Raw genomic sequence first — 20,893 nt, 5'->3', positions numbered from 1 at the left:
TCTACAACAGATGAATTTCAATCGCAAGAATTAATAAATCCAGCTTTGTACAACTTTTCCCGCTAATTGTTGTCCTAACCAAGGCGTATTTGCCGATCGCGACTTCAGACTTTGCCCGTCAACAGTCCAACTCATTTCCGGGTCAAACAAAATCAGCTCTGCAGAGACACCCGCTGCTACCGTGGGGGGGGTTTGTCCGAGACAAACTGCCGGGCCTGCGCTCAAAACTCGCCACAGTTCTAAAGCCGAAAATTCGCCCGTTTTTACCAGTCCGTGCCATAGTAAAGGCAAAGCTAATTCCAAGCCGATCGCCCCGGGCGGACTATCAGCAAAAGCCACAGTTTTCTCCTCATAAGTATGGGCGTTGTGGTCGATCGCGATCGCATCAATTACGCCATCTTTCACAGCTTGAATCAGGGCTAATTGGTCGCTGAGAGTCCCCAACGGCGGTTCTAGGCGTAAATTTGGATCGTAGGGCAACGAAGCAGTCAGAGCATTTCTCCCGCCGGAATCTTGAGAGTTTCCTGAAATTGCCCCGACATTCAACAGCAAGTGCATCCATGTCACACTCGCAGTCACGGGCAAACCCCGCGCCTTCGCATCTCGAATCAATTCCACGCTGCGGGCTGTAGAAACGCGCATAATGTGCACCGGAGTACCCGCAGATGCCACCAACTCCAGAATTACCGCCAAAGCCGAAGTTTCCGCACTCGCCGGAATTCCAGGTAAACCCAAGCGCACCGACAGCGCACCCTCCCTCACCGCGCCATTTCCGGCCAAAGTTCGATCGCACGGCCACAAAGCCACCGACTTGCCCAAAGGCTTGATATACTCCAGCAAACGCCTCACCAGAGCGGGATTAGACAGCGGCAAACCGTCTGCAAAACCCACCACTGGACAGGAAGCCAGCTCGCCCAACTCGGCCATCTGCTGCCCTTTCACGCCCGCTGTCAGCGCTCCCCAAAAATACAAGCGGGGCAGCCCGGAAGACAAATTGCGGATATGTTGCTGCAACAAAGCTAAACCGGCCAAATTGTCAACAGGCGGCGAGGTATCCGGCAAAATCGCCACTCGCGTAAAACCCCCAGCCACCGCAGCCTGCATCAAAGATTCGAGCGTTTCCCGATCCTCAAAACCCGGTTCTCCGCTGTGACTGTACATATCAGTTAACCCCGGCCCCAAAATCAGTCCCTGGCAATCCCGCACTTGGGTGTCAGCGGGAAACTCAGCAATTTTTTCTTCGACTGTTGTGATATCACCTTCAGCAATCAGAATATCAGCGATGCGATCGCTCCCTGAAACTGGATCTAGCACTCGTACATTTTGTAGCAGTTCGCGGCTCATATAACAGAAGGAAAAAGGAAGTTCGGCAACGGATTATGTAACGGATGTAACGGATGTCAGGAAGATGGAAGAAGCAATCCACGGCATTAGTTTCAGGAATTAAGAACTTCCTAAGCGTCGGGCGCGGTTGTTATCAAAATTCAAACATTTTTCAGGCGCGAACCCGTAGCGGTGGGCGTTCCTTCCGCTACGGGTTCGCGCTCAGCAATTTACGGATTAAAGTGCTCCGGCTGCTGTTTTGTCAAAAACGCCGCCGCTCAAATGAGTTGTCACATTCATCGCCTGCAATACCGGCAAACCATCCGGGCCGTGGGGATAATCAATCACGCTAACCGCCCCGTTTCCTTGTTTGAATTTCCAGAAATGTTCGGGTTCTAAACCGAATAGGTGGCAGAGAATAGCTTTGTTAATGGCGTCGTGAGCAACGACAATCCCAGTACCAGAAACTGATTGTACAATTTCTCGCCAAGCTGCGATCGCTCTCTGCCAAACGTGCTGCAAATTCTCTCCTTCGGGCATTTGGACTGTTTCAGGAGATGTTTTCCATTCTGCTAGCAAACCCGGATAGGATTGTTCGATTTCTGATTCAAACTTTCCTTCCCAAAGTCCGTGGCTGATTTCCCTCAACTCGTCGCGGAGTTCTAGTTGCAAACCGCCGTGATATTTGAGAATAATTTCCGCAGTTTCTTTCGGGCGCAGCATGGAACTGCTAATGGCAAAATCTAATTTTACATCCTTGAGAAATTCTGCCGCCCGCCGAGACTGTTCGCGACCGTTATCGTTGAGAGGCACGTCAATTTGCCCCTGAAATTTACCGGCTTTATTCCAGTCTGTTTCGCCGTGACGCACCAGTAACAAGCGCGGGCCTTGGTGTCCGTCCCTCGGTTTGGGAAAAATTTCCCCGGTATGGGAAGTTAAATTCACCGACTCTAATTGAACTGCTATTTTCTTTGTTTGCTGTCCGGGTTCGTCTTTGGTAACAGGGGAAGGGCCAAAATTAATGACACTAATTCCGCAATTTGACTGTTGAATTGATTGATAGTAATCGGGGGTAATTTCCGAGGCTGTGGCGATGAGAGCGCGGTTGATTCCGTTGTGACCTACTACTAGAATTGTGCCGTCTTGGTGGCGCGATAAAAGTTCTTGCCAAAAGTGTCGGGCGTTAGCAAAAATTGCCAATACTGGGAAGTGTTCGATTTCTCCGTCAGCAGATGGCAGTTTCATGGAAAATTTGTCTGGCTGTCTTTGCCACTGCTGATATGCTTCCGGGAATTTGTCTATAGCATCTTGGCGCAACATTCCTTCCCACAGAGGCAAATCGATTTCCATCAAATTATCCGTTGGCTGGAGTTGTGGCGGATTTGTCAAGCGCGACAGGATGATTTCCGCTGTTTCTTTGGCTCGTTGCAGGGGACTGGTATAGGCGGCATCAAAGGCGATACTGCTGAGTGTATCGCCTACTTGCAGGGCACTGTTGCGGCCTGCTTCTGTCAAAATTGATTTATCGAGGCGGCCTTGGATGCGGCGTTCTTGATTGTAGGTGCTTTTGCCGTGACGGACTAAGATAATGCGAGTCATTCGATTTTAGATTTTAGATTTTAGATTTTAGATTTAGCCTGCTACCCCGCTGCGGGTGCGCTGTGCACACCTTACCCATACATGGCGGAGCGAGGATTTGTGGCGTAAGTCTTGTTGAGGCGAGTCAAAAAGATGAGCCAGTGAAATTTTACCAGTTGTCGGGATACTCTCGTCTGCAACGACCTATGATTAAAGACGGAAAAGATTTAGCCACGGATTCGCGCGGGACGGAAAAGCAGGAATGACACTGAAGCGGGTTATTTTAGGTATTTTAACGGCGATCGCGATCGCCCTGGTCGGTTTATCTTTACTTGCTAGTTGGAACCAGCCGCAAATTCAAAGCCGGCTGGAACTCTACCAGACAAATTTGCTGCTGCACGCCTCGGAGTGGCAGGGAGAAAATAATCAGAGTGTTAATTTAAGTTCGGCGCGCAACAATATTGTCGGTGCAGATCCTTTAAATACGGCTTTGACGCAATATCAAGAAGTGCGAGACTCGACTCGCAAAACTCTCGAAACAACTCAAGCACAGGTTAAAGAAATTCAGTCTGGCATCGCCTCTAAGTCTGATGATAATACTCTGAGTTTGGCTCAAAATAAGGCTGCGTCAGAGTCAATCAAGCAACAGTCAGGGCTGCTAAACGAACTTGACTTGCGTTTAGGAATTTTGCAGGCAAGCAGCGGCAAAACTGAGGCGGCGCTTCAAACTTGGAAAAATTTAGTTGAGCGGTACCAAACTAAAATTGATGACAATTCTTCGTTGGAAACTGCTCAAGTTTTAACAGGAATTTGGAGCAATCCGGCTCAACTGCTTCCGGATGCCGAGCCGCGCATTCAAAAGTCTTTGGATGGCTGGTTTCGCTATCGCGCTCTCGCTCAACTTTACAAGCTGCAAGAACGTTCTAAAGAGCTGGTGGCGCTGCAAGCAGCAGAGCAAGCAACGGCCCAGCAAGCTATAGAAAAGTTGGCAATTATAGTTGGCGTTCCGGCGATCGCACTTTGTATGGGTACGGTTTTGCTGGTTGGTTTGACCGTGCAGTGGCTGTTGCAGCGGCAGCAGTTAGAGAAAGCAGATTCGGGGCCGCTGTTGGCGCGAAATGCGAGCTTGACTTGGGATGTGCCTTGGGACGGTGAGATTGTTTGGCAGGTGCTGGTGGTCGGCTTTTTCTTTGTCGGGCAAATCTTGATTCCCTATTTGTTGCTGCCTGTTTCTCTGGCTGTTTTAAAACTCAATCCTGCTACTTTTGACCCGCGGGAAAAGGCTTTTTATATCTTTGCTACTTATTTGTTGCTGTCGGCTGGGGGGCTTTCGGTACTGTATTTTTCGATCAAGTCTTTTTTGCCTTTGCCGGAAGGTTGGTTTCGGATTAATTGGCGGGGAAGTTGGTTTTTGTGGGGTTTTGGCGGCTATTTTGTTGCTTTGCCTTTGGTAGTTTTGGTGTCGCTGATCAATCAGCAATTTTGGCAGGGACAAGGTGGCAGTAATCCGATTTTGCCGATCGTTCTTGAAGGTAGGGACAACGTGGCTTTGGTGGTGTTTTTCGGCACTGCTGCGATCGCGGCTCCGGTTTTTGAGGAAATCGTGTTTCGGGGCTTTCTGCTGCCTTCTCTGACTCGCTATTTGCCTGTTTGGGGGGCGATCGCAGCTTCTGCTTTCTTGTTTGCTGTGGCTCACTTGAGTGTCTCTGAGATTCTGCCTTTGGCGACTTTGGGTGCGGTTTTGGGGTTTGTGTACACGCGATCGCGCAATCTCCTTGCTCCTATGCTTCTCCACAGTCTTTGGAACAGCGGTACTCTCCTGAGTCTGTTTCTTTTGGGCGGCGGCGCGAGTTAATGGGGGCGGTTGTTAATAATTGTGAATTAATCGGTTTTTTTTGAGAGCGATCGTCAGGGCGATCGACTCTTGCCAAAAACCGCAGTAGGGTGCTCGGTGCGCCTCTGATATCTAGTCTGGTAAAATAACCGGAATTTCATTAGGGGCGGGTTCACCCTAATCTGTAATATCAGCAACAGATCCAGATCGGCCCGCCCGCTCCCCTTACTTTAGCGGAAAAATAGGGTTTAACATGGAAGTAATATCTTGTCGGCTGATGATTGAGAAACTGACGCGGGCGATCGCACTAAACGGAAGTTGACAATCCGGCTAATTTCTAGCTAAATTTTAATTTAGGATGAGGCTTAAACCCATGAGCAATTTGAACAGCCGCAACTTAGAGGGAACGCCGAGTTGGATGCGTTTCGCACCCTACGCAGCCTTGGGCGTTTTAATATTTTCTCTTAATTCAGGCAGCGAACTAAATTATTTCTTGAGAGGCTACTTGGTGATTCTACAGGCTCAAGTCGGTATAGTTCTACTGTATTTTGCGATGTCTAAGTTTCGCAAAAACCAAAATAAATGAGTAAAAATTAGTCAGCTTACTTAGGTCGATCGTTAAAGGTCTATCGCGGAATTTAAAATAATAAAAGAGGGGAAAGGAAAAATGGTAAAAAAAGATAAAAGCGTAGCAGTTTTGTTAGCTTTATTGGTAGGCCCTTTCGGAATTCACAAATTTTATTTGGGCAATAACTTAGCAGGGGTATTATACTTTCTATTTTCTTGGACATTCATTCCGTTCGTACTCGGATTTTTCGATTTTATCGGCCTGCTGCTGATGTCGGAACAAGCTTTTCAGGTTCAGTACAATGGCGGCACGTTGCCATCGGGGTATGTCCTCAGAGCGGCAAAAGATGTAACCGGGGCGATCGGCGAATTGAAAAAACTTTACGATATGGGCGCAATTACGGCCGAAGAATATGAAGAAAAACGCCAAAAACTGTTGCGAGAATTGTAAGAAAGAAGGAAGTTCGGCAACGGATTATGTAACGGATGTAACGGATGTCAGGAAGAAGGAAGAAGGAAGAAAAAAGCCCACTCTTAAAAAAGTAGGATTGACATAAGAAAGTGTGAGAACACAACTATTTAAGGATCAAATTAAAGTGTCTCAAGATTTATACTGGCTGCGTCAAACTCCAAACTGGGTGTGGTATGCTTTTATTCCCTACTTCGGCGGATTGGCGATCGCCTATGCAGGCCAAAAGTCAAATATTCGCAGTTGGATGGGATGGGGTGTTGCCATTACTTTAGCAGCACTAGCGGTATCTTCATCAGCTAATTTGGGTACGATCGTGTGGATTGCTCAAATTGTCACTGCTTTTAGTTTGAAAAAGCGCTATCTCATCAAAACCGCACCCAGAGGCATACTGGTTCCTGCAAGTGCGACGAATGCCGAAGAACTGGCAAACGTGCGCGGCCAAATAGATATTAATGAGTGTACCAAAGACGATATGGTAAGAATCTTGGGTTTGCCGATCGTCTACGCCAACGATATTGAATCTTTGCAAAACGAAGGCTACATTTTTACCCACGCTGAAGAGTTATCAGAAATAGCCGGAGTTCCCGAAAGTCACGTCAGACGAATCGCCCCGATGATTTGCTTCAGCTACAATTATCAAAAAGAATTGCAGTTGACTTGGAAACGGTTAAATATTCTTTCACCGGAAGAGTTAATTGCCAGCGGTTTAGATCGATATGTGGCGGAAAAAATAGTTAGAGAAAGGCAGAGAAAAGGCGCTTACAAATCAGTTGTCGAAGTCAAGCGGCGGACGGGACTGCCTTTTGATTCATACCGCCATATTTGTTAATTTGCAGTTGTGAGTACGAACAGCTTATGACAACAAAATTAGAAGTTGAGCGACAACAATTGTATGATACAGATTACCTGAGATGGATTGAAACCACTGTGGAAAAGTTTCGGATTCGCGACTCTTCAAACATCGACTGGGAAAATCTGATTGCAGAAATAGAAGACATGGGGCGAAGTGAACGCCGGAGTTGAGAAAGTAATCTGGTGGTAATTCTCCTGCACTTTCTCAAGTGGCCATTTCCACCATATCAAAGAAGCGGTAGCATCTCTAAAATCTAAAATCTAAAATCTAAAATCTAAAATCGCTTGATTGATTTTCTGCCAGATGAGATGATTCAAGGATAGCATGGCAAAAAACTCGATCGCCTCCTGGTAATTGACATTAAATGCACCTGCTGGCAAAAATCTCCCCCAGAAGGCGGGCTCAGCGAAAGAAATTATAAAAAAATATTTATTATCTTGACATTTACACAAAATAATGATATTTGAATATATTGTGAAACTCCTACTTTTCCTTAGCCGCAACTCCAAGCCAGGGTAAGTTTTCAAGAATCTACTTTAAATATCAGTGGTAAGCTATCTGAATTATTATTGAAATGCAAAACGACACAATAGTAGCAGTAGCGCTAACATCAAATTATGTCTGACTCTCCTCCATCCCAAATCTCCCCAGAAGCTGCACCGGAAAGTGCTGCTACCGAAAACCGCAGTGCCAAAACTAGGCAACTGTTGGGCATGAAAGGGGCCGCTAGCGGGGAAACTTCTATCTGGAAGATTCGCTTGCAATTGATGAAACCGATTACCTGGATTCCCCTAATTTGGGGCGTGGTGTGCGGGGCGGCGTCTTCTGGAAACTATGTTTGGAACCTAGAGAATTTCTTGATCGCAGCAGCTTGTATGTTGATGTCAGGGCCGTTGCTGGCCGGGTACACTCAAACTTTGAACGATTTTTACGATCGCGACATTGACGCCATTAACGAGCCCTACCGTCCAATTCCCTCCGGTATCATCTCGATTCCCCAAGTAGTAACCCAAATTTTGGTATTATTAGCCGCTGGGATTGGGGTGGCTTATGCTCTAGACTTGTGGGCGGGTCATGAATTCCCGATAATGACTGTTTTGACTCTCGGCGGCGCGTTTCTAGCTTACATCTACTCGGCGCCCCCGCTGAAACTCAAGCAGAATGGCTGGTTGGGAAATTATGCCCTGGGTGCTAGCTACATTGCCCTGCCTTGGTGGGCGGGTCAAGCTTTGTTTGGTACACTAGATCCCACCATTATGATTTTGACCCTGTTTTACAGTTTGGCAGGGCTGGGAATTGCGATCGTCAATGATTTCAAAAGTGTCGAAGGCGATCGGCAATTAGGGTTAAAATCTTTGCCAGTGATGTTTGGCATCAGCACCGCAGCTTGGATTTGCGTGTTGATGATCGACATCTTTCAAGCTGGGATTGCAGGCTACCTGATCAGCATCCACCAAAACCTTTACGCTGTCATTCTGCTGCTGCTGATAATTCCCCAAATTACTTTTCAGGATATGTACTTTTTGCGTAATCCCCTGGAAAATGATGTTAAATATCAGGCAAGTGCTCAGCCTTTCCTGGTTTTGGGTATGCTAGTAGCAGCATTGGCACTGGGTCATGCGAGTTAAGCAGAGTTTTGAGGTTTGAGTTAAAAAATTTTGAATTCAAAAAATCTAATTCACTTCTCAAAAAAATACCAAGCTCCGCAGCGTTAAGAAAAGTTTTGAATTTTGAGTGGTGAATTAAATTTTTTTTAATTCAAAAAACCTAATTCAAGGCAGCGTGTTATTCAAGAAAAAATGTCGAATTAAAAATTAAGAATTTAAAAAGGCTAGCTTTTTTAATTTTTAATTTTTAATCGGACTTGATGAGGTTTGAAGGTCTGAACGTGGCAGAATTTTTCTCAAATATCAAAGATACATTGAGCAAAGTCACTAACGCAATAAGCGGTAATTCCGATCGAGAACCGCCGAAGGCTGCGAAGGGCAATAAGCTCAACTCGCCGGAATCCGAGGCGGAATTTTATACACGGACAAGGGATGAGCGATCCGAGTATGTGGTATCAGAAGATGCTGCACCTCTAGAAGAGTCAGAATATTTAGAGTCAGAATATTTAGAGTCAGAATATTTAGAGCCAGAATACGCTCGATATCCAATAATCAAGCGCGATTGGGAAGGGTTGAAGCGCTTAATTGCTTGGTTGGAAATTGAACCTCAAGTTACCACCTTGCAAACCAAGGGAAAAGAATTGTTGCGGCCGGGATTAAGTTTGCTGGGCACTAAATCACTCCAAAAATCCGATAGTAGCGAATTGCCGGAAAATAGCGACTCGCAGAACACCCAACTGCAGATAAATACCGCACTACAGGAAAATAGCGCACCGCAGGAAAATATTAAAAAACGTATCCCCCGCCCGCCTACATTTTGGATACGTTTAGGTGTTGCCAGTATAGGCGGGGGCGCTTTAATCTACGGTTTATGGATTTTGTACACCTTAGACAAAGGTTTGCCGGGTGTTAACGATTTGTCAGCCTTTAACCGCGACGGAACGCTGACAATTAAGGCATCAGATAATACGATTTTGTTGCAGTCGGGGCCTGCAACGAGAGATAAACTGAAACTTAAAGAAATTCCCGAACTGTTGGTTAAAGCTTTTATTGCCATAGAAGACCGCCGTTTTTACCAACATCGGGGGGTGGATTATCAAGGTATTGTGCGATCGATTGTTTCTAATTTGATAGAAAGAGATTTAGTGCAGGGTGGCAGTACAATTACGCAACAATTGGCTCGCGTTGTTTTTCTTAATCAGGAAAGAAGTATTAGGCGGAAGGTTCGGGAAGCTCTTTTAGCTCAGAAAATAGAGCGGGAGTTGAGTAAAGACCAAGTTTTAGAAAGATATTTAAATCTGGTTTATTTGGGTTCGGATGCCTACGGAGTGGCAGATGCAGCTTGGGTTTTCTTTAGCAAAACAGTCGATAAATTAACTTTGGCCGAGATGGCAACTTTGGCGGGTTTGCCGCCGGCACCGAGCGAATATTCGCCTTTGGTTAATCCCGATATGGCTAAGAAACGCCGCAATCTTGTGCTGCAACAAATGCAGGAAGCGAAGGTAATTACAGAGGCTGAGGCGAAGGAGGCAATGGCGGAACCTATCGCCGTTAAACCAAGTCCGCCGAAGCGATTTAAAGTAGTTGCACCTTATTTTGCTAGTTACATTCGGAAGGAGTTGCCGCGCTATGTTTCTCAGGATGCTTTGGAAGCTGGCGGTTTGACTGTCGAGACGACGGTGGATTTGAAGTGGCAGAAAATAGCGGAAGAGGTGGTTAAAAATGCGATCGAAGTTGATGGCCGCCGTCAGGGTTTTGAACAGGCCGCTTTAGTTTCTATGGACACTAAGACTGGGGAAGTTAAGGCGCTGGTGGGTGGGGGAAATTTTAAGGAAAGTGAGTTTAATCGCGCTACGCAGGCTTTGCGGCAGCCCGGATCGACGTTTAAAGGGTTGGTTTATGCCGCGGCGATGGCGGCTGGTTTTTCTCCCTATGACGGTTACGAAGACGAACCAATTATTATCGACGGCTATCAACCGAATAATTATGGCAAAAAATTTAGCGGTTGGCGATCGATGTCTGATGCTTTGACGCGTTCGGTGAATGTGGTAGCTGTGAAGGTGTTGATGGATGTCGGCTTTGAACCGGCGATCAAATTAGCCCACGATATGGGAATTAAAACGAAATTGAGTCCGATTTATTCCCTAGCTTTGGGTTCTTCGGAGGTAAATTTGTTGGAGTTAACCAATGCTTACGGTACTTTAGCCTCGCAAGGGAATTTTATTGAAGCCCACGGAATTAAGCGGGTGATTAATCAGCGGGGAGATGTGATTTATCAGGCTAATTTTAAACCGAAGCGGGTTTTGGATAAGGATAGTGCTGCGATTACTACTTGGATGTTGGAGGGCGTTGTGCAAGACGGTACGGGGGGGCCCGCTGCTTTAAACGATCGCGCTGTGGCCGGCAAAACTGGTACTTCGGAAAATGTCCGGGATTTGTGGTTTATTGGTTACATTCCACAGGTGGTGACTGGGGTTTGGCTGGGGAATGATGATAATTATCCCACCTGGGGAACTAGCGGTACGGCGGCTTACAATTGGCGCGATTTTATGAGTCAAGTTGTTAAGGGAATGCCGGTTGAGAAGTTTCCGAAGTTGCCGAAGTTGGAGGGCCGCAAAGGCAGTATTAAGGCCAAACCGGTGCAGCCTAAGAGGATTATTCGGGGGATGATTGTGAATGAGGATGGTGCGATCGTGCCTTACAATCCTAATCCTGAACCGAAGTATTACCCACCGCAAGAGCCGGCTTATCAAGAGCCTGCTTATCAAGAACCTGCTTATCAAGAGCCTGCTTATGAAGAACCTGCTTATCAAGAACCGGGATATTAAACTATCGGTTTGGATTAAGGACTTTACTCCTTTTTCAATTGCTTTAGCCTCACCATAAAAAAGCCGTCCATGTGATGTCTGTGCGGCCACACTTTCACCCATCCTTCGGGTGATGGCTGTACGGGTAAATCAATTGTTGGCGGTTCTATTTGCCAGTGAGGATTGCTGTCTAAGAACGATCGAATAACTGTTTCATTTTCCAAGGGATGAATTGTGCAAGTTGCATAAACTAATACGCCGCCGGGCTTGACAAATGTCGCTGCATTTGCTAGCAATTCCGATTGCAGTTGAGATTGTTGTTGAATGTTTTCGGGCGTGTGATGCCAGCGGGCGTCGGCGCGGCGGTGGAGGGTTCCGAGGCCGGAACAAGGTGCGTCTAGTAAAACTCTGTCTGCGAGGTTAACAAACTCTGGGAAATGGCGGCTGTCTCCGGTATGAATTTTAATGGATTTCATTTGGAGTCTGTCTGCGTTTTCTTTAAGTTTTTTGAGTCGGCTGGCGGTTTTGTCGCAGGCATAAATTGTGCCTTCATCCTCCATTAATTCGGCGCTGTGGGTGGTTTTTCCCCCCGGCGCGGCGCAGGCGTCGATGATAGTTTCCCCTGGCTGGGGCCCTAGTAAATGGGTGACTAATTGAGCGCTGCTGTCTTGGATTGTCCACCAACCTTCACTATATCCGGGGAGGTTTTGAATTGCGCCGATGCTGCCCTTTAGTCTTAATGCTTGGGGCAAGTTGGGGATTCTGCTAGTTGAGATGTTGTGGGTTTTGAAGGCAGCTTCGATTTGGGCGATCGAGCTTTTTAAGGGATTGATTCTCAGGTCAATTGTGGGAGATTGGTTGAACCATTCACAGAGTTGTTCGGTTTCGGTTTCGCCTATTTGTTCGATCCATAATTTCACCAGCCATTCGGGGAAGCTGTGCAAAATACCTAGGCGTTCAACGGTTGATTTATAATTAGTAACTGTTAATGGGTTTAAGCCGTTATCTGTTAAACGGATGTATTGGCGCAACAAACCGTTGACAAAACTGCTGAGTCCTGAAAATCCGTTTTCTTTTGCTAGTTGAACGGTGGTGTTGACGGCGGCGGAGGGGGGAATCTGGTTGAGATATTCGAGTTGATATAACCCTAAATGTAGGATGGTACGGAGTTCGGGCGGTTGTTGGGAGGATTTCTTTGTTGCTAGTTTGTCGATGATGAAGTCGATCGATCGCATTCTCCTGACGCTACCGTAAACTAATTCTGTCACTAAACGCCGATCGAGGTCGTTGAGTTGAGAATTGCTGAAAGCGCGATCGAGTGCGGCATCTGCGAATGCACCGCGGCGGTGGACTTCCAGGAGTGCGAGAAAGGCTATTTGGCGGGGATTTTGCATGGCGGCTTGCTGATAGGTCAAGTTATTATAGGTTGTTTGAGGATTGAAAATAAAAAATAGAAATCACGGCGATTGAAATCGCATCTATACAAACGAAATCGCATCTATACAAACAAAGATAAGACGGCGATTGAAATCGCGCCTATACAAACGATGTCTGCCTCTGCGGACGGAAGAAAATAACCCGGTTTTAACCGCGCGGTCTTTTTTGTTCAAATTTCGTCGGGATTGATGCCCATTTCTCGCAATTTCTCGGATAGGCGATCGGCTTTTTGCTGTGCTAACTCTTTATCTTGCCGTTCTTGTTCCATTTGTTGCTGTGTTAGTTCCATTTGTCGCTGTGCTGATTCTTGTTGTCTTGACAACTCCACATAAGACAAAAACTTCTGTCCATCAGGCCGATAAATTTCCAAGTCTCCCGATGCAGTTTGAAAACGGATCTGCAAACGCGGACTCACCCAACCATCCATTAATTCAATATAGTTGAGTTTTCCATCAGAACGCAGCCAACCAATTAATTCATTATCCTCTGGACTGTAGACATAATATTCTTCGACTCCATAATCCTGGTAGAAATTAAACAGCTTAAACAGTGCTCCGATTCGATTTCCAGGCGAGAGGATTTCAAAGACAACTTGCGGGGCGATATTATCTTCAAGCCACTGTTGGTAGGAACCTCTGTAACCTTTCGGCCTGCCAAACACTACCATCGTATCAGGTGCTTGGCGAGTTTTGTTATCGCCTTCGACGGGATACCACAGCAAATCACCGGCTACAAAGACATTTTCGTTGTCTTTGTATAAGGCATCTATTCCCCCTTGAATGGTGACAATTAGTTCAAACTGTTTGGTATTGTCAGACATGGGTTTTCCGTCGCTGTCTGGGTAGATAATTTCTGGCAAAGTTTGAGAGGGAATTGTTGTTGTCATGGGGATGACTCCATTGCTAGTAGCATCAATTTCTATTTTATATCTATTTTATAGGACTTACGCATGGGGCCCAGAAACCGATTTTTTTTACGAAAATACTTCGTTCGTACTCGAAGATTAGGTAAAAAATCCGGTTTCTTTGTGGGAGTGCGTAAGTCCTGTTTTACTTATTCTGGTTTTGTTGACACCAACGGTTCTAATAAATTGCGTTCTTCTATGGCAAGTTCTAGCAAAACTCGTCTGTCGCCCTTTGTTTCCTTATAGCGGACAGCCGCATCCAGCAGGCGGATGGGAATTGGGAATTGTTCTTCGTAGTTGCTGGTTAGTTCTTGCCACAATTCTAACCAAGTGCGGGCGGCTTTGTCACTCACCATTTCTGACATGAGCGCGGGGATATTTCGCACAATTCCATTTCCTAAGATTGAGAGAGATTTGTGTTTTTCGTAAACGGCAATTAGGCTGGTGATGCGAGTTTGAGATATCGCTAGATCGTGCGTGTTGATGAACAGGTTGCGGATAATTAAATCGGCATCTTCTGCATAAGCTTCATCGCCTGGTTCTAGGCGTTGGAATGCGTCGTCTAAGGCGGCGATACCTTCATTCCAGCGATTCAATCCGAGAATGGCAATGGCACGGTTGAAGAAGGCATATGAAAATTGCTCACCAAGTTCGATCGCTTTATCGCAAGATATTAAAGCTTCTTCATAGCGGCCGAGTTTGTCTAGCAACCCGCCTCGCTGAAACCAAGCCAACTGATAATTAGCGTCAAGTTCGATCGCCCGATCAAAGGATTCTAAGGCTTCTTCATAGCGTTTGAGGTTTTTGAGTAAAAAGCCTCGTAACACCCAAACATGCGAATAATTGGCATCAAGCTTGATCGCGCGATCAAAGGATACTAAGGCTTCTTCATAGCGTTTGAGTTCGTTCAGTACATGGCCTCGCAAACTCCAACCTAACTGATAATTGGCATCAAGTTCGATCGCCCGATCATAAGATGCTAAGGCTTCTTCATAGCGTTTAAGGTTGTAGAGTACATGGCCTCGGTTAACCCAAGCCCACTGATCGTTGGCACCAAGTTTGATCGCGCGATCGTAAGATACTAAGGCTTCTTCATAGCGTTTAAGGTTGTAGAGTACATGACCTCGCCAACTCCAACCTAACTGATAATTGGCATCAAGTTTGATCGCCCGATCGTAAGATATTAAGGCTTCTTCATAACGTTTGAGTGTATCGAGTAAAAGACCTCGAAGAAACCAAACCAACTGATAATTGGCATCAAGTTTGATCGCCCGATCGTAAGATACTAAGGCTTCTTCATAGCGTTCGAGGTTGTCGAGTACATTACCTCTGTTAACCCAAGCCCACTGATCGTTGGCATCTAGTTTGATCGCGCGATCGTAAGATACTAAGGCTTCTTCATAGCGTTTAAGGTTTTTGAGTACATCGCCTCGGTTAACCAAAACCCACTGATCGTTGGCATCTAGTTCGATCACCCTATCGTAAGATTCTAAGGATTCTTCATAGCGTTCGAGGTTGTTGAGTACATCGCCTCGTAGATGCCAAGCGATTTTATAATTGGAATCGATTTCAATAGCTTTATCTAAACATTCCAAAGCTTCATCGTACCATTCCCGCCTATTTAAGAAGTATCCCTTTAGCGACCAATCCCTTGCCTCGCCGCGACTTGTTACCAATTTTTCCGCATATTCTAAAGCCGAAACATAGTCTTTCTGTTCACTACAATATTGAATTTCATCAACATAAGCCTTCAGACGCGGGTCTTCCTCATTTCTCTCAATAGCCTCAAGCGCCCGCGTATAATATTCTCGTTCCATCACAGCATCAGGTGGAATCGGTTTCAAACCTTGCCGATACATAAAATGACATTCTTTGTCCGCCAAATCAACATCCGCCATCCTCAATCCCAATCGCTGCTGCAATTCTTTCCGCGTATACCAAACCCGAATAAAATCCACAATTAATCGAATCGGTTGATTTCGCTGCTTCTTTACCTCCAGACAAAAACGCATCAATGGTTCCCGCAATTCATACCACGATTCCCGTCCTATCTCCTCAGTTTTGACATAACCCTTATCTCGCAAATCTTTAAGTTGGCTAGATACAGTTCGCTGCTCAATAAAACAGCGTTTAGCAATTTCTTTGACTGGTGCAGCACCACCTCGATCGCACAAAAAATCAACAATTTTTCGCTGCTGATTTGAAAGATATTTCATCCGATCCTGATAGTAGGGCGTGAGGCTGTCCAGCATTTCCATGAACGGTTCTACCAATTTATCGAGCGATTCAGGAGTCATCAGAAAAGCCGAAAAAACAATGTAGACGCGAGGACTGCCACCAGAAAGGTAATGCACAACTTTAATGCGATCGCGCCCTGTTGGACTTTGAATAAAAGATGCTAAATCACTATTCCCTTCTAACTTGGCAATATGATTTAATAAAGCTACAGCATCATCGAGCTTAAACTCATCTAATTCATGTAAATCAAAAAAATCATAAAAAGGATTATTAGAGAGCTTGACTCCATCAAACAAGCTTTGTGAGGTTGCCAAAATTGTCAAAAATGAATAATTTTGAATATACGCCTTCAACTGCTTCTGCCCGAAATCCCCCAAGCCGCTAAAAACGTCCTCTAAATTTTCGACAATCAACAACAGCACCCGCTTGCCAACAAAGTCTCTCAGCAATTCAGCGGCCTTAAATTCAGCTTGCTCCGGCGACAAATCATAAAGCTTTTCAACATCATCATGTAACTCAGCTTGATATGCAGCCGGATATTCTTTAGCAATTGCCCGGAATATTCCCCGCAATAAATCCAAAAAAGACGCAATCCCCCATTCCTCTTCCTGCAGCCACGCAATTAGCAATTTATCCCGCAAATCTTCCATCTTAACAACGCGATGATAAATCAGGGAAACCAAGTGCGTTTTGCCAATGCCGCGCGGCCCTATTAGCAGTTGAAAATGCTTGTTATCTGTTAGCGCGCTCACCCGAATTAGCTCTACTAAATGTTCTGCCAGTGCGTGACGCTGTACTAAGATAGCTTCCAGGGTTTCTGGTGCCATCAAGCTAGGAGTAAATCGAGAGATAAATGTATTTTTCATAATATCTATTGGGTTTAACTGGTTCCCCGGCTGTGCCTGGGAACCTATATCTAGAGGCTCTGCCTCGTCGGTTGCGGAGGAAAACAGGAGGCTCTGCCTCCCCATCAGCGTCCCCAGGCAGAGCCGGGAAGGAGAAAATGCTTGTTAGACAAGGCTTTGATAGTTTATACGTCTAGCTTACCATAGGTTCAAAAAATATACGTCAAATTTGTTGTATATTTTTGAAAGCAGTGTTAGACTGCCCTTAACAAGCAAACAAGCGCCCCTAGCTTTTACTAGAGACGCTCTCAAGTGCTTATCAGTTTTCGGGGGCCACTGGCTGCAACCAGTAGCACTCTCATGTTGTTTATGGTCTATATAGACCGAGGATTTCTCATGACTAATTATAACAGCGAACAGCTCAATCTGTTCACCCAGCCGATCGCAGTTTCGGTGGAAATGGGCTGCACAGTTGAACGTGCCGCCGAATTAGTACAACGCTCAAAAAGCTCAATCTACGATCGGCTAAGGAAAAATAAACCGTATCTGCGACAGGTTCCCACAGGTACGTGGCAAATTTACTCTACAGGCAAAAAAGATGGCTCAATTCTTGTGAATGTTGCCTTCATTTATTCTCCAAAAGATAAGAATTGGAGACTTGCTTGAACTCAAACCTCAAGGCTGCGTTAGTTTAAGTTTAACGCAGCCTTCAGCCTCTTCGGTTGCTGAGGAAAACAGCAAACACAGCCTCCAAATCTACGTCCCCAGGCTGAGCCGGGGAAGAAGAAAAAATATAAAAAATATTCCTTAAGACTTGTTACAATACACAAAACTTCATACTTTCCCCAACTCTGGATGACCTTTTTCAACCCCTGCGAACCCCTAATCCGCTGCAAACAGGAACATCTCGACGTACAAGACCGCGAAGGCCTGTTGCAACTCCGCTGGCAAATTGGAAATATTACTCTTTTCTCAGGACTTTATACCCGCATCGACCAAACTTTTCTGCTTTGGGGTTTGGTGACAGGAGGGATTTTTTTTACGGCTCAGTTTGTCCCTATCAGTTGGAGCTTTCAGGCGATTCTGTGGTCAACTTTGACTCTAATTGGCACTGCGACAATGGCGGTTTTGACTTTGTTTTGGGTAAGAGTCGAGCGAGTTAGCTGGATTCTTTACTCTTGGGCGATTTTGATGATAACTGGTTTGGTTCTGACCGATTGCAGTATTTTTGCCGGTTGGGGAGGTTGGTTGCTGCACCTTTGCGATTTGTGGTTGGGGTTGAGCGCGATCGGCTATTTGTTGACGGGACTCGGTTTGCGATCGCGCACTTTTATCCTGATTGCACTAACTCATTTATTTAGCATCCCTCTATTAACTTTTGTTGCACCTTGGCAATATCTAACCACAGGAATAATTATGGCTGGCTGTTTGTGGTTATTGTCGGAATTGCAGTGGGATATGCGATCGCCGATCGACAATACTTTGCTAAGCGCAGAACAGAAAGAATTTAACAGAATTCAACAGCAACTGCGACAGAGTGGCGCGATTGTATCCGAATAAATCACAAATGTAAAGAATTCTGTACAATAGCTAACTCTTTCCCCAAATCCCACACAATAGAAAGATACAGCATCAATAAAAAAACAAAATTTAACCAGAACAGGAGTTTTGCTGTTTGACCTGTGAATCGCCAACCTAAGGAGAACGGTGTCCGGGAGGCGACTGGCCAACAAATGCTGTACTTGCGACGATAAAAGTTAATTCGGGTTGACAAGAGTTGTTGAAATCAAAAAGTGGTGCAGGGTTTTTACCGTTTCCCCTGCTTTGCAGTCTTCTAAGAGAGGCTAAACCCTCTACCAGAACAGTCTGAGGAGATTGGCACAAAATTCGACAGTTGGTCAAGCGGATTTTTGAGTCAGCGTGTTTAAGAAAATTGAGGAAATGCTCGCTTAGGAGCATTGCAGGACTTAGGATTAAATAAGTCCTGCTTTAGTTTGGGAAATTTAAGTTCGGTTTTACTCTGACGTGCGTTTTCGCAATATTTCCCTTACTTCCATTAAAATCTGGCCCAACATATTTTTGCCGCTGCCATCTTTCCCGCAACCCCAATAGTAATCACTAGGGGAATTTTCGACTATTTGCTCATCGCCAGTAGCGAGTAAAATTTCTCTTATTTCGGGATGAGTTTCAAATTTGCGGAGTAGGGCTTTTCTCATGATATCATCTTTTACTTTTTCCCAATCTTTGCGGAGGGGACGAGAGCGATCGCGTCCCATTTTTGCGGCATCTTTCGGCGTTTTTGCTTGGCGAATTTGGTCGCAGTTAGCCGTTGCGGGAAACTTTTGTGCTTGAAAATAATGCTCAGTAGTTGGCCAATATTCTCCGTCTAACTCGAATCCATGACTGGAAAAATTAGAAAAACAGCCGTATTCGCTGCCAGTGGTGTAGAAGTAGATGGGCATAAAGTCTGCGATTTCAGTTTCGTTAATAATCTTGGTTGATGTCAGCCTTACCGCTGTGGATTCTCCACTATCTTCAACCGCAAATCAATATTTTCAAGATAGGAACCGATGTAAGACAGCAGGGCGTAGATAAATACGATCACCCCTACCATTTCCAAAATTTCCTCAACAGAAGCCATCAAACCGTATATCAAGTTTCGCGGACCTACCGCATCTGCATAATAGCCACAAACCATTTCCATGCCAAGTGCTCCACCAACATATATACTGCCTGCCAGTAAAAAGAAATTTCTTGTTTTCCGGGGTAGGTGCCGGAGAAACTTGAGATAAGCCAGCCCAGTAACCACAACAAAAATCGCCCCCGGAATTACCCAAATGAAGTAAAAAAGTCCCCCTAAATCCAGTGCCTTTCGCAAGTCGTTAATAATTAATATTTCGTGCAAACTCAAAATTTCATCTAAAGAAAAAAATACAAACATGAATGCCAGCGCTTTCCAGTGCCCAAAATAGCGATCGCCCTGCTTCTTCTTAGCAGTAGCAATAATACCTAGTAAAATCGCGCAAAACAGCAAAGTAAATGACGAGTACCACGAAGGATAATTTATTTCTCTGTCCAAATTAAACAAATCAGTCCAGCGTTCTTTATTGTTAAAACCGTAACGCAGAACTTGTACGATGCAACCAGCAACAGCAAAGAAGAGCACCCAAATGCTGAGAGAGAAAGCAACTCTCTTCGGCGAAACAGAAATCAGGAATTTCATCAAGTTTTTGATAAACTAGAACAAGGAAAATCAAACTATAAAGTAAAAAGTAAAAAATGGCAAGAGCGGCGCAATCCGCCACCTCGGATTTTTATCTACAAAAAATTACCAATCACTGACAATGCACGTTCAAATTGAAACTTTCACTGTCCGCAAGCGGTTTGCGCTTACCATCAGTCGCGGTACAACAGCCCAAAGTACCAATTTATGGGTAAAATTAGCACACGAAGGAATCGAAGGCTGGGGAGAAGCATCGCCGTTTTCCACAGGTTCTCGGCCCCAAAGTACCGAAATTCTGCTAGCTGCATTGCAGGAAGTTGCACCGCTGCTAGAAAAGTTTACTCCCTTCGATCGCCAAAAAATCGAACAAGTATTAACAGAGGTCAACTTACCCTCAGCCGCCCGGGCCGGCATAGACATGGCAATGCACGACTGGCTGGGCAAAAAAGCAGGCTTGCCGCTGTGGAAAATGTGGGGATTAGATCGATCGCGCATTGTCCCCACCTCCGTCACAATCGGCATTAATTCGCCATCTGGTGCGAGAGAAAGAGTGCGCGATTGGTTTGGTAAAGATGCAGCAAGCATCAAATACCGCGCCGTCAAGGTCAAATTAGGAAATCCCGCAGGAATCGCAGCCGACAAAGCTATGTTAATAGCAGTGCTAGACGAAGCACCAGCTAACCTTAAAATCAGTGTAGATGCTAACGGCGGTTGGAGTTTAAAAGATGCAGCAGAGATGTGTCACTGGCTGGAAAAATACCAGATAAATTATGTCGAACAGCCACTTTCACCCGTCGCCCATATGGATGAATTCTCAGAACTGTACCGTCAATCGCCCCTGCCAATTTTTGCTGATGAAAGTTGCTTTAATAGTTCCGATATACCCAAGTTAGCGCACTGCGTCCACGGCATCAATATCAAAATGATGAAGTCAGGCGGATTGACCGAAGCTATGCGGATGATTCACACAGCAAAAGCCTGCAATTTGCAAGTAATGTTCGGCTGCTATTCAGATAGCGCGATCGCAAATACAGCAGCAGCACAACTTTCACCGCTAGCTGACTATTTGGATTTGGACAGTCACTTAAATTTATTAGACGATCCTTTCACAGGTGCGATCGTCGAAAATGGGTGTTTGCTGCCAAACGAGCGATCGGGATTGGGAGTGCGGCGAATTGAGATTGTAGAATAGAAGTATCGCTCAA

17 protein-coding genes are annotated in these 20,893 nt (G+C 45.5%); 10 read left to right on the top strand and 7 right to left on the bottom strand.

From position 1 onward, the window contains the following. Positions 1-30: 30 nt before the first annotated feature. The gene (locus QUB77_RS13135; protein ID WP_333172451.1) at positions 31-1,344 is read right to left on the bottom strand and encodes a dihydroorotase; all 1,314 of its coding nucleotides are present in this window, start codon (positions 1,342-1,344) and stop codon (positions 31-33) included. Positions 1,345-1,560: 216 nt separating this feature from the next. Continuing rightward, on the bottom strand, positions 1,561-2,922 hold the full coding sequence (locus tag QUB77_RS13130; RefSeq protein WP_333172453.1) for a histidine phosphatase family protein: 1,362 nt from the start codon (positions 2,920-2,922) through the stop codon (positions 1,561-1,563). Between the two features lie 241 nt (positions 2,923-3,163). On the opposite strand from QUB77_RS13130, the gene QUB77_RS13125 reads away from it, so the two are divergent. The 7 genes from QUB77_RS13125 (at position 3,164) to QUB77_RS13095 (ending at position 11,062) form a co-directional block, all read left to right on the top strand. After that, complete coding sequence (locus QUB77_RS13125; protein ID WP_333172455.1) at positions 3,164-4,756, top strand: type II CAAX endopeptidase family protein; 1,593 nt, start codon at positions 3,164-3,166, stop codon at positions 4,754-4,756. A gap of 352 nt (positions 4,757-5,108) precedes the next feature. Then, a complete protein-coding gene (locus QUB77_RS13120) occupies positions 5,109-5,321 on the top strand; it encodes a hypothetical protein (protein ID WP_333172457.1) in 213 nt (70 codons plus the stop codon). 81 nt (positions 5,322-5,402) lie between these two features. Next, complete coding sequence (locus tag QUB77_RS13115; protein ID WP_333172459.1) at positions 5,403-5,753, top strand: NINE protein; 351 nt, start codon at positions 5,403-5,405, stop codon at positions 5,751-5,753. Between the two features lie 112 nt (positions 5,754-5,865). Then, entirely contained in the window at positions 5,866-6,603 is a 738-nt protein-coding gene (locus QUB77_RS13110) for a helix-hairpin-helix domain-containing protein (RefSeq protein ID WP_333172461.1), read from the top strand. Between the two features lie 26 nt (positions 6,604-6,629). Beyond that, positions 6,630-6,797, top strand: coding sequence for a DUF29 family protein (locus tag QUB77_RS13105; RefSeq protein WP_445251734.1), 168 nt, complete (start codon positions 6,630-6,632; stop codon positions 6,795-6,797). Positions 6,798-7,244: 447 nt separating this feature from the next. After that, positions 7,245-8,255 carry a chlorophyll synthase ChlG gene (gene chlG / locus QUB77_RS13100; protein WP_006633316.1) on the top strand — a complete coding sequence of 337 codons (1,011 nt, stop codon included), beginning with the start codon at positions 7,245-7,247 and terminating at the stop codon, positions 8,253-8,255. A gap of 239 nt (positions 8,256-8,494) precedes the next feature. Beyond that, the gene (locus QUB77_RS13095) at positions 8,495-11,062 is read left to right on the top strand and encodes a penicillin-binding protein 1A (RefSeq protein ID WP_333172463.1); all 2,568 of its coding nucleotides are present in this window, start codon (positions 8,495-8,497) and stop codon (positions 11,060-11,062) included. A 23-nt stretch (positions 11,063-11,085) separates the two neighbouring features. Here the strand turns inward: QUB77_RS13095 and QUB77_RS13090 are convergent, their stop codons facing one another. From QUB77_RS13090 to QUB77_RS13080, 3 genes are all read right to left on the bottom strand, one after another. Next, the gene (locus QUB77_RS13090) at positions 11,086-12,435 is read right to left on the bottom strand and encodes a 16S rRNA (cytosine(967)-C(5))-methyltransferase (RefSeq protein WP_333172465.1); all 1,350 of its coding nucleotides are present in this window, start codon (positions 12,433-12,435) and stop codon (positions 11,086-11,088) included. Positions 12,436-12,647: 212 nt separating this feature from the next. Further along, the gene (locus QUB77_RS13085; protein WP_333172467.1) at positions 12,648-13,364 is read right to left on the bottom strand and encodes a Uma2 family endonuclease; all 717 of its coding nucleotides are present in this window, start codon (positions 13,362-13,364) and stop codon (positions 12,648-12,650) included. A gap of 167 nt (positions 13,365-13,531) precedes the next feature. Beyond that, positions 13,532-16,486: a tetratricopeptide repeat protein gene (locus QUB77_RS13080; protein ID WP_333172469.1), complete on the bottom strand. Its 2,955-nt coding sequence runs from the start codon at positions 16,484-16,486 to the stop codon at positions 13,532-13,534. 375 nt (positions 16,487-16,861) lie between these two features. Here QUB77_RS13080 and QUB77_RS13075 point away from each other — a divergent pair, with 375 nt between their 5' ends. Together QUB77_RS13075 and QUB77_RS13070 are read left to right on the top strand one after the other, a co-directional pair. Next, positions 16,862-17,131, top strand: coding sequence for a hypothetical protein (locus tag QUB77_RS13075; RefSeq protein ID WP_333172471.1), 270 nt, complete (start codon positions 16,862-16,864; stop codon positions 17,129-17,131). Positions 17,132-17,320: 189 nt separating this feature from the next. After that, positions 17,321-18,025 carry a hypothetical protein gene (locus tag QUB77_RS13070; protein ID WP_333172473.1) on the top strand — a complete coding sequence of 235 codons (705 nt, stop codon included), beginning with the start codon at positions 17,321-17,323 and terminating at the stop codon, positions 18,023-18,025. Between the two features lie 455 nt (positions 18,026-18,480). On the opposite strand, the gene QUB77_RS13065 is transcribed toward QUB77_RS13070, so the two are convergent. Together QUB77_RS13065 and QUB77_RS13060 are read right to left on the bottom strand one after the other, a co-directional pair. Continuing rightward, positions 18,481-18,927 carry an NADAR family protein gene (locus tag QUB77_RS13065; RefSeq protein ID WP_333172475.1) on the bottom strand — a complete coding sequence of 149 codons (447 nt, stop codon included), beginning with the start codon at positions 18,925-18,927 and terminating at the stop codon, positions 18,481-18,483. A gap of 47 nt (positions 18,928-18,974) precedes the next feature. After that, the gene (locus QUB77_RS13060; protein WP_333172477.1) at positions 18,975-19,688 is read right to left on the bottom strand and encodes a hypothetical protein; all 714 of its coding nucleotides are present in this window, start codon (positions 19,686-19,688) and stop codon (positions 18,975-18,977) included. A 121-nt stretch (positions 19,689-19,809) separates the two neighbouring features. On the opposite strand from QUB77_RS13060, the gene QUB77_RS13055 reads away from it, so the two are divergent. After that, entirely contained in the window at positions 19,810-20,880 is a 1,071-nt protein-coding gene (locus QUB77_RS13055; protein WP_333172479.1) for a dipeptide epimerase, read from the top strand. Positions 20,881-20,893 lie beyond the last annotated feature (13 nt).

Source organism: Microcoleus sp. AT9b-C3 (assembly GCF_036705485.1).
Classification (GTDB): domain Bacteria; phylum Cyanobacteriota; class Cyanobacteriia; order Cyanobacteriales; family Microcoleaceae; genus Microcoleus.
This window is presented reverse-complemented; position numbering and strand designations above follow the sequence as displayed.

Bases quoted from the DNA above. Each gene is read 5' to 3' on its own strand.
- QUB77_RS13080 (WP_333172469.1), bottom strand. From the start codon at position 16,486: ATGAAAAATACATTTATCTCTCGATTTACTCCTAGCTTGATGGCACCA.
- QUB77_RS13085 (WP_333172467.1), bottom strand. From the start codon at position 13,364: ATGACAACAACAATTCCCTCTCAAACTTTGCCAGAAATTATCTACCCA.
- QUB77_RS13135 (WP_333172451.1), bottom strand. From the start codon at position 1,344: ATGAGCCGCGAACTGCTACAAAATGTACGAGTGCTAGATCCAGTTTCA.
- QUB77_RS13075 (WP_333172471.1), top strand. From the start codon at position 16,862: ATGACTAATTATAACAGCGAACAGCTCAATCTGTTCACCCAGCCGATC.
- QUB77_RS13130 (WP_333172453.1), bottom strand. From the start codon at position 2,922: ATGACTCGCATTATCTTAGTCCGTCACGGCAAAAGCACCTACAATCAA.
- QUB77_RS13105 (WP_445251734.1), top strand. From the start codon at position 6,630: ATGACAACAAAATTAGAAGTTGAGCGACAACAATTGTATGATACAGAT.
- QUB77_RS13055 (WP_333172479.1), top strand. From the start codon at position 19,810: ATGCACGTTCAAATTGAAACTTTCACTGTCCGCAAGCGGTTTGCGCTT.
- QUB77_RS13060 (WP_333172477.1), bottom strand. From the start codon at position 19,688: ATGAAATTCCTGATTTCTGTTTCGCCGAAGAGAGTTGCTTTCTCTCTC.
- QUB77_RS13065 (WP_333172475.1), bottom strand. From the start codon at position 18,927: ATGCCCATCTACTTCTACACCACTGGCAGCGAATACGGCTGTTTTTCT.
- QUB77_RS13125 (WP_333172455.1), top strand. From the start codon at position 3,164: ATGACACTGAAGCGGGTTATTTTAGGTATTTTAACGGCGATCGCGATC.
- QUB77_RS13070 (WP_333172473.1), top strand. From the start codon at position 17,321: ATGACCTTTTTCAACCCCTGCGAACCCCTAATCCGCTGCAAACAGGAA.
- QUB77_RS13120 (WP_333172457.1), top strand. From the start codon at position 5,109: ATGAGCAATTTGAACAGCCGCAACTTAGAGGGAACGCCGAGTTGGATG.
- QUB77_RS13115 (WP_333172459.1), top strand. From the start codon at position 5,403: ATGGTAAAAAAAGATAAAAGCGTAGCAGTTTTGTTAGCTTTATTGGTA.
- QUB77_RS13095 (WP_333172463.1), top strand. From the start codon at position 8,495: ATGAGGTTTGAAGGTCTGAACGTGGCAGAATTTTTCTCAAATATCAAA.
- QUB77_RS13090 (WP_333172465.1), bottom strand. From the start codon at position 12,435: ATGCAAAATCCCCGCCAAATAGCCTTTCTCGCACTCCTGGAAGTCCAC.
- chlG (WP_006633316.1), top strand. From the start codon at position 7,245: ATGTCTGACTCTCCTCCATCCCAAATCTCCCCAGAAGCTGCACCGGAA.